The following is a 6,722-nucleotide window of genomic DNA, read 5'->3' as shown; positions in this document are numbered from 1 at the left end:
GGCTCGATCACCACGACATCGCCGGGGCCGCCCGCCACAGCGGCGCGTCCCCCCTCGACCGCGATGACGCCAACGCGACCCTCGAACCCGGACACAAGCGCCTCGGCCAGCCGGATGGCCTCGTTGGCGTCCACGAGCCGCTGGCTGCCGCCCAGCCCCAGCATCCGCGCGACCCCCGCCAGCGCGAGCACGGCGGCAAACGACCCGGCGGCGAGCCACCAGTTCATCGGATCAGGCCTTGCCCGCCAGCGTGTCGAGCATCGGGCGCAGGCCGGTGAGGTCGTATCCCGCCTGCGCCGCCTTGGTCACCAAAGTCTCGGGATCGGTCCCTCGGCTCGCTTCGGCGAGCGCCCACAGGTTGGTCGAGCGGGTGCCGGAGCGGCAATAGGCGAAGACCGGGCCGCCCGCGCCATCGATCGCGGCGCGCATCGCCTCGACCTGCGGCATCGAAAAGCCGGCATGGGTGACGGGGATGGCGTGATAGGACAGGCCGAGCGTCTCGGCAGCCGCGCGAATCGCGTCGCCCGAAGGCTGGCCGGGTTCTTCCTCATCCGGACGGTTGTTGACGATCGTCTTGAACCCCGCACGGGCCAGTTCGGTCACATCGGCCGGGCTGATCTGGGGGGAGACGGAGATGGTCTCATCGATCGTGCGCATTCAGGCTGCCTCGTGGATCACTTGCAGGAAGGCATCGCCATAGTCCGCCAGCTTGCGCGCGCCAATGCCCGGGATGCATGCAAGCTCGGTCAGGGTGGCGGGACGCGCCGCCGCCATCTCGCGCAGCACCGAATCGTGGAAGATGACATAGGGCGGCACGGCCGCGGCCTGCGCCAGCGCACGGCGCTTGTCGCGCAGTGCCGCGAACAGCGGATCGCCGACCGGGTTGGGCGCGCCGGTGCCGCTCGCGCCCCGGCGGCGGCGTTCGCGCTTGGGCTGCATGACGAGGTCGAGCGTCGCTTCGCCCTTCAGGATCGGGCGCGCGCCGGGGCCGAACTCCAGCCCGCCATGCGGATTGGTGCGCAGCGCATCGCGGAGCAGCAGGGCGCGGCCGACCGGCTTGATCAGCGTCGCCTCATCGCCCGCGACGATGCCCCACACAGACAGCGCCTCATGCCCGTTCATCAGGCTGCGCTCGCTCGACTGGCCGGTCAGCACCTGCTCGATATAGGTCGCGCCGAAACTCTGGCCGGTGCGGAACACGGCGGAGAGATATTTCTGCGCGGTCACGCTGGCGTCGATCGCCTTGGGCGCCTCCAGGCAATTGTCGCAATTACCGCAGGTCGCGGGCGGCTCCTCGCCGAAATGGCGCAGCAGGATCGCGCGGCGGCATCCGGCGGTCTCGACCAATGCGCCCAATGCATTGAGCCGCGCGCGCTCGCCCGGCTGGCGCTCCGGCTCGACCTCGCCGATCCGCTGACGCGCGCGGGCGAAATCGTCGGCGCCCCAGTAAAGCTGCGCCACCGCCGGGTCGCCGTCGCGCCCGGCGCGACCCGTCTCCTGATAATAGCCCTCGATCGACTTGGGCAGGCCGGCATGGATGACGAAGCGGACATCGGGCTTGTCGATCCCCATGCCGAACGCGACCGTGGCGACGATCACCATGTCCTCGCTCGCGACGAACGCGGCCTGGTTGCGGCGGCGGACGGCAGGGTCGAGCCCGGCATGATAGGGAAGGACCGGGCGCCCGGTCGCGGCGAGCTTGTCCGCCAGCTGCTCGACGCCCTTGCGCGTCTGGGCATAGACGATGCCGGGGCCGGACTGGGTCGCGATGAAATCGGCGACCTGACGCGGCACATTGTCGCGGGGGGCGATGTTGTAGCGGATATTGGGGCGATCGAACCCGGCGACGATCAGCCCGTCCTCGGATATGCCGAGCTGGCTCAGGATGTCGGCGCGGGTGTGCGCGTCGGCAGTGGCGGTCAGCGCGAGGCGCGGGACGTCGGGAAACGCGTCCATCAACGGGCGTAGCAGGCGGTAATCGGGGCGGAAATCGTGGCCCCATTCGCTGACGCAATGCGCTTCGTCGATCGCGAACAGTGCCAGCGGCGCGGCGCGGAGCAGGTCGCGGAAGCTGCCGTTCGACGCGCGCTCGGGCGCGACATAGAGCAGGTCGAGCGCGCCGTCGCGGAACCGTTCGATCGTCTCGGCGCGGTTTTCGTCGACGCTGGTCAGCGTGGCGGCGCGAATACCGACCGCTTCAGCGGCGCGCAGCTGGTCGTGCATCAGTGCGATCAGCGGGGAGATGACGACGCAGGTGCCGTCGAGCATCGTCGCGGGCAGCTGATAGGTGAGCGACTTGCCCGCACCGGTCGGCATCACCGCCAGCGTGCGCTGCCCCGCCAGCACGCGATCCACGACCTGCCGCTGAACGCCGCGAAACTCTGGAAAGCCGAAAACAGTCTGAAGAACGTCTCTGGGGTCACTCATGCGGCGGGGATATAGCCAGTCTCCACCAGAAATGCGCGCAAACCCGTCGGGTAATCGGGATATTCGATCAGCTGCCCCTCAGGGCATTCGCCGTCCTCGCTCCGTTCGACCTTGCACCGGTCGGGCCAAGTCGCCGGGTCCTTGCGATATTCGGTGAGGATGACCGGCCACACCGCGTCGAGCGTTCCCAGCCGTGCCGCAGCGGCGGCCCAGGCGGCGCAGGCACCATTGGGATACTCCTCGCCGATGCATGCCTTGCGCGCACCTGCAGTGGCCTTGCGGAAGATGCTGGCGAAACGGCGTTCGGCTGATACGTCGCGGGTCACGCCGTCGACCACGTTAAGGACCTTCGGCGGCGCAACGCTCGCGGCATAGCTTTCGAACGCATAGAGAAAGCGGTCGTCGCTCAGCACGAAGTCGCGGATCCCGTCGCCATCCACATCCTTCGGCCAGCCGATTTCCGCCCCGTCATAGCCGCCCAGCTCGGTGACCTTGAGCGTGTCGCCCGCAGGTGTGACCACCCGCATCCGCTGACAGCAATGCATGCCGCCGGTATAATCCTGGAAGAAGGCGACGACCGGGCCATCCTTGGACAAGCGGCCCAGCATCAGGATGTTCTGCATCGGCGATCCTTCGAGCCAGACGCTCGCCCCGTCGGAGCGGGTGATCGTCAGCACCGGATCGACATCGCCCTCCTCGCACTCCTCACTCAACGGCGCGCACTGGACGCGGTCGAACACGGCAGTCAGGTCGCCGAGGCGATAGACTTTGCGACCTTCGCCCATTGTCCATTCGATCCGCTGGCCATCACGGACCAGCTTGCCGGGGGAGGCTGCGGCACCGAGCATCAGCGCCATGGCGATCAGGCTGAACAGGCGTAGTTTCAAGCGATTGTCCTCCGTCCCCGGATCGCTACCATCGGTCCGGATGCACGGCAATCGGGAGACGGGTGATGGAATCTGACGCGATTCGCGACAATGCGGAGCGGCACCGGTTCGAAGTCGTGGTGGACGGCCATCTGGCGCGCGCTGAATATGCAGTTTCGGGCGATGTCATCACCTTCACTCACACGATCGTCCCGCCTGCGCTGGAGGGACGGGGGATCGCCAGCCGACTGATCCGCCACGCTCTGTCCGAAGCGCGCGCACGTGGGTTGCGGGTGGTGCCGCAATGCCCGTTCGTCGCCGCCTATATCCGCAAGCACCCCGAATGGGCGGACCTGCTGGTCGAGCCGCTGGATTAGCGCGTTTTTATTTTGCGGCACCGGCCCGCTCCCCACCCGGCCACCCAACGCCAGTGTATTCTATGGGTGGCCGGGTGGGGGAGCGGGCCGGTGCCGTCTCAGCGCAGCTGAAAACGCGCTTAAACCCGGCAGGGTTCGCCGTTGTTCAGAACGTGGGTGCAGAGCTGAGCCTCGGCGCTGTCATCCGCATCGAGCGCGGCGACCGCGACCCAGCCTTCGCTGCGCCAATGCGCCGCCGTGTTCGCGTCGGTTCCGAACGGGAGGAACAGCCGCCGCCGCTCCGCCGGGGCGAGTCCCGCGTCGAGCAGCGGATCGGCGTAGAGCGAGAAGCCGACCGCCGGTTCCTCCCCCTGCGCGCCCAGCACCGAATAGCTGCCGCCGCGCCCGATCTCGCCGCGCACGCCGCGCGCGAACAGCGAGAAGCCGATCCAGCTTTGATATTCGAAGCCATGGCGCTCGGTCGGGTCGAGCGTCAACGCGGCCTTGCCCGCCACCGCCTGTGCGACTGCCTCGAGCCCGTCGAGCCGGGTGGAGAGTGCGCCGCCTTTATCGTGCGCGCGCAGCCGGGCAATCGCCGCGTCGAACGGCCCCGCCGCCTCGATCAGCGGGAGGAAGGCCGGATCGATCGCGGCGACGGCTGCGGCATCCTTGGCGTCGAGCGCGGCGCGCAATGCGGTCAACGGCTCGGTCGCCATGGTCGGAGCGAGCTGCTCGACCAGATCGGGCAGGGTGAAATCGATCGCGAGGCCGGGAACGCCCGCTGCCTCCAGCGCCGCGACCGCCACGGTGACGATCTCGCGTACCGCGGCGATGCTGTCACGCCCGATCAGTTCGCAGCCGATCTGGCGCATCGCGCGCTCGGGGCGCAGCTCGCTCGCGCGCAGCTTGAGCACCGGTCCGGCGTAGGACAGGCGGACGGGCCGCGGGTGGTGCGCCATGCGCGTCGCGGCGATGCGACCGACCTGGGCGGTGATGTCGGGCCGGATCGCGAGCGTGCGGCGTGAGACGGGGTCGGTGAAGCGCACCGCATCCTTGCCACTCGCCGCCTTCAACCGCTGACCGAGCGACTCCTCGAACTCGGCGAGCGGGGGATCGACGCGCTCATAGCCATGCAGCCGCGCGACATCGAGCACGCGCGATTCGAGCGCCGCCGCCGCGTCGGCAAGCGGGGGCAGGCGGTCGTGGAATCCTTCGGGGAGTAGTCCGTTTGAAGCGTTCGTCATAGCGCCCGCCCTCTAGCCGCTCAGGCTGAGCCTGTCGAAGCCCCGTTCTTCTTTTCGCGCGGAAAGGAAGAACGGCCCTTCGACAAGCTCAGGGCGAACGGTGTTGTTCAGAACTTCAGCGCCATCGCCGTCCGGACGCCGGGCAGCGCGCGGACGCTGGCGACCAGCTCGGGCGTGACCGCTTCGTCGACCGACAGCAGCAGCACCGCTTCGCCACCGGCATCGCGGCGGCCGAGGTGGAAGGTACCGATATTGACCCCGGCATTGCCCAATGCGGTACCAATGCGACCGATAAAGCCCGGTGCGTCCTCGTTCACCACATAGAGCATGTGGCCCGCGAGATCGGCCTCGACCTTGATCCCGAACAGCTCGACCAGCCGCGGCTCGCGGTTGTTGAACAGCGTGCCCGCGACCGAGCGCTCGCCCGCATCGGTCTTGACCGCGACGCGGATCAGCGTGTGATAATCGCCTTCCTTCTCGGTCTTGACCTCACGCACCTCGATCCCGCGCTCCTTGGCGAGGAAGGGGGCGTTGACCATGTTGACCGTATCGGTCTGGGTGCGCAGGAATCCGGCGAGCACCGCGCTGACGATCGGCTTCTGGTTGACCTCGGTCGCCGCGCCCTCGCTATGCACCGAAACGCGCGGGATCGTGCCGGTGGTCAGCTGACCGACCAGGCTGCCCAGCTTTTCGGCGAGCGCCATGTACGGCTTGACGCGCGGCGCTTCCTCGGCGGTGAGGCTCGGGACGTTGAGCGCGTTGGTGACGCCGCCATTGACGAGGTAATCGGCCATCTGCTCGGCGACCTGGATCGCGACATTGACCTGCGCCTCGCTGGTCGATGCGCCCAGATGCGGGGTGGCGACGAAGTTCGGGGTGCCGAACAGCGCATGCTCCTTGGCCGGTTCGGTCACGAACACGTCGAGCGCCGCGCCGGCGACATGGCCGCTGTCGAGCAGTTCCTTGAGCGCTGCTTCATCGATCAGCCCGCCGCGCGCGCAGTTGACGATGCGCACGCCCTTCTTGGTCTTGAGCAGGTTTTCCTTCGACAGGATGTTGCGCGTCTGATCGGTCAGCGGCGTGTGCAGCGTGATGAAATCGGCACGGGCGAGGAGCTGGTCCAGCTCGACCTTCTCGACGCCGAGCTCGACCGCGCGTTCGGGCGACAGGAACGGGTCGAACGCGATCACCTTCATGCGCAGGCCGAGCGCGCGGTCGGCGACGATCGACCCGATATTGCCCGCGCCGATCAGGCCAAGCGTCTTGCCGGTCACTTCGACGCCCATGAAGCCGTTCTTCGGCCACAGGCCTGCCTGGGTCTGCGCATTGGCTTCGGGCAACTGGCGGGCGAGCGCGAACATCAGCGCAATGGCGTGTTCGGCGGTGGTGATCGAATTGCCGAACGGGGTGTTCATCACCACCACGCCCTTCGAGGACGCATAGGGGATGTCGACATTGTCGACGCCGATGCCGGCGCGGCCGATGACCTTCAGATTGGTCGCAGCGTCGATGATGTCCTTGGTCGCCTTGGTCGAGCTGCGGATGGCAAGGCCGTCATACTGGCCGATGATCGCCTTCAGCTCCTCCGGCGTCTTGCCGGTGATCTCGTCCACCTCGACCCCGCGCTCGCGGAAGATCTGGGCGGCCTTGGGGTCCATTTTGTCGCTGATGAGTACCTTGGGCATGTTCATTCTCCATTCCCTCTTCCCTTCAGGGGAGAGGGCAAGCGAGCGTAGCGAAGCGAGGGAGGGGGCAGTCATGGAGGGAGCGGCTCGCGATATGCCCCTCTCCCCGACCCTCTCCCCTGAAGGGGAGAGGGAGACTTAAGC

The 6,722-nt window shown here is 67.8% G+C and carries 6 protein-coding genes and 1 pseudogene; 1 reads left to right on the top strand and 6 read right to left on the bottom strand.

Going from position 1 to position 6,722, the window contains the following annotated elements; all coding sequences use genetic code 11:
• The 4 genes and pseudogenes from AX681_RS20065 to AX681_RS20050 form a co-directional block, all read right to left on the bottom strand.
• A pseudogene (locus AX681_RS20065) lies at positions 1-227 on the bottom strand (hypothetical protein); the annotation flags it as partial.
• Positions 228-231: 4 nt separating this feature from the next.
• The gene (locus tag AX681_RS20060; protein ID WP_066657751.1) at positions 232-657 is read right to left on the bottom strand and encodes a TIGR01244 family sulfur transferase; all 426 of its coding nucleotides are present in this window, start codon (positions 655-657) and stop codon (positions 232-234) included.
• Complete coding sequence (recQ, locus tag AX681_RS20055; RefSeq protein WP_066657749.1) at positions 658-2,427, bottom strand: DNA helicase RecQ; 1,770 nt, start codon at positions 2,425-2,427, stop codon at positions 658-660.
• Positions 2,424-3,314, bottom strand: coding sequence for a hypothetical protein (locus AX681_RS20050; RefSeq protein ID WP_156442626.1), 891 nt, complete (start codon positions 3,312-3,314; stop codon positions 2,424-2,426). Before AX681_RS20050 ends, recQ begins: the two co-directional genes overlap by 4 nt.
• Positions 3,315-3,379: 65 nt before the next feature.
• On the opposite strand from AX681_RS20050, the gene AX681_RS20045 reads away from it, so the two are divergent.
• Positions 3,380-3,670 (top strand): GNAT family N-acetyltransferase, encoded by a 291-nt coding sequence (locus AX681_RS20045; RefSeq protein WP_066657745.1) that lies wholly within the window; start codon positions 3,380-3,382, stop codon positions 3,668-3,670.
• A gap of 119 nt (positions 3,671-3,789) precedes the next feature.
• Here AX681_RS20045 and AX681_RS20040 read toward each other — a convergent pair whose 3' ends face one another.
• Together AX681_RS20040 and serA are read right to left on the bottom strand one after the other, a co-directional pair.
• Positions 3,790-4,893, bottom strand: a complete 1,104-nt coding sequence (locus tag AX681_RS20040) for an ATP phosphoribosyltransferase regulatory subunit (RefSeq protein ID WP_066657739.1) — start codon at positions 4,891-4,893, stop codon at positions 3,790-3,792.
• Positions 4,894-5,000: 107 nt separating this feature from the next.
• Positions 5,001-6,578 carry a phosphoglycerate dehydrogenase gene (gene serA, locus AX681_RS20035; protein WP_066657821.1) on the bottom strand — a complete coding sequence of 526 codons (1,578 nt, stop codon included), beginning with the start codon at positions 6,576-6,578 and terminating at the stop codon, positions 5,001-5,003.
• Between the last annotated feature and the right edge of the window lie 144 nt (positions 6,579-6,722).

Origin of the sequence: Sphingomonas sp. CCH9-E2, assembly GCF_001557215.1 — a bacterium.
Taxonomy (GTDB): Bacteria; Pseudomonadota; Alphaproteobacteria; order Sphingomonadales; family Sphingomonadaceae; genus Sphingomonas.
The sequence above is the reverse complement of the archived record's forward strand: the minus strand, read 5'-3'. Positions and strand labels throughout refer to the sequence as shown.